Origin of the sequence: Caballeronia temeraria, assembly GCF_001544795.2 — a bacterium.
In the GTDB taxonomy this organism is placed as follows: Bacteria; Pseudomonadota; Gammaproteobacteria; order Burkholderiales; family Burkholderiaceae; genus Caballeronia; species Caballeronia temeraria.
The window spans coordinates 1-1200 of the sequence record NZ_FCOI02000108.1 but is presented as its reverse complement, the minus strand read 5'-3'; the positions used below and the strand labels follow the sequence as shown (position 1 = coordinate 1200).

1 protein-coding gene is annotated in these 1200 nt (G+C 63.1%); it reads left to right on the top strand.

Going from position 1 to position 1200, the window contains the following annotated elements; genetic code table 11:
- Positions 1-221: 221 nt before the first annotated feature.
- Positions 222-1097: a manganese catalase family protein gene (locus AWB76_RS38645; RefSeq protein ID WP_061165331.1), complete on the top strand. Its 876-nt coding sequence runs from the start codon at positions 222-224 to the stop codon at positions 1095-1097.
- The last annotated feature ends 103 nt before the right edge of the window (positions 1098-1200 follow it).

The window sequence follows — 1200 nt, the reverse complement described above, 5'->3', positions numbered from 1 at the left end:
GCCGATGTCGCGGACTCGATCCGGACAGGCGGCCTTTTCATTCCACGACGCGGCTTCCCCCGCGATACGCCAGTGCGGTGCCTTCGCGCTGAGGCTTGCAGCATCACGACCGTAAGCGACGCTTCGACGTCCTCTTGGTCGCTGCGAGCGAAACCGTTCAACCTTGATGATTCGCGCCGAGACCGTGAAGGGTTTCGTGCGCCCTAAAAGGAGTCGTGCAAATGTTCGTGCATAACAAGCGTCTGCAATACACCGTGCGCGTAAGCGCGCCCAATCCGGGCCTCGCCAATCTGATGCTCGAGCAGTTCGGCGGGCCGCAGGGCGAACTGGCGGCCGCGTGCCGGTACTTCACGCAAGCTGTCGGCGAAGACGATCCGGGCCGCAAAGACCTGCTGTTCGATATCGCCACCGAAGAACTCAGTCATCTCGAAGTAATCGGCTCGATCGTCGCGATGCTGAACAAGAGTGCAAAGGGCCAGCTCGCGGAAGCAGTGGAATCGGAGGCCGAGTTGTATCGGTCGCTCACGGGCGGCGGCAACGATTCGCACACCACCGCGCTGCTCTATGGCGGCGGCCCTGCCCTCACCAACTCCGCAGGCGTGCCGTGGACGGCTGCTTATATCGACACCATCGGCGAACCGACAGCCGACCTGCGCTCGAACATCGCCGCGGAGGCGCGCGCGAAGATCGTCTATGAACGTCTTATCAACGTGACGGACGATCCGGGCATCAAGGAAGCGCTGGGCTTTTTGATGACGCGCGAAATCGCACATCAGAAGTCGTTTGAAAAGGCGCTTCACTCGATTCAGCCGAACTTCCCGCAAGGTAAGTTGCCCGGCGAGCCAGAGTTCACGAGCGTCTACTTCAACATGTCGAAGGGCAATGACGCGCGCGGGCCGTGGAACGAGGGCGGCGACTGGCAGTTCGTCGAAGACCCGCAACCTGCTGTGGATGGCGGCGACGGAACGGCCACGGTGACCGTGACTGAACGCGACGTCGAGGTGCTTCAGGCGATGGCATCGCGCACGGCTTCGGACCCGTCGGCCGAGCCGACCACCGGCGCGGATCTCGGCGCCGGAAAGGCCACCGAGGTGTAAGACCGGCGGCGCTGCTCCGGGTCGGGGCAGCGCCGCTCGAGCCGTTATCGATGCGCGAACCGATCATGAGTGCCGTGAGCGAATACCTGGTACCTAAGTGCGC

Coding starts and splice junctions, on each gene's coding strand:
- AWB76_RS38645 (WP_061165331.1), top strand. CDS start 222: ATGTTCGTGCATAACAAGCGTCTGCAATACACCGTGCGCGTAAGCGCG.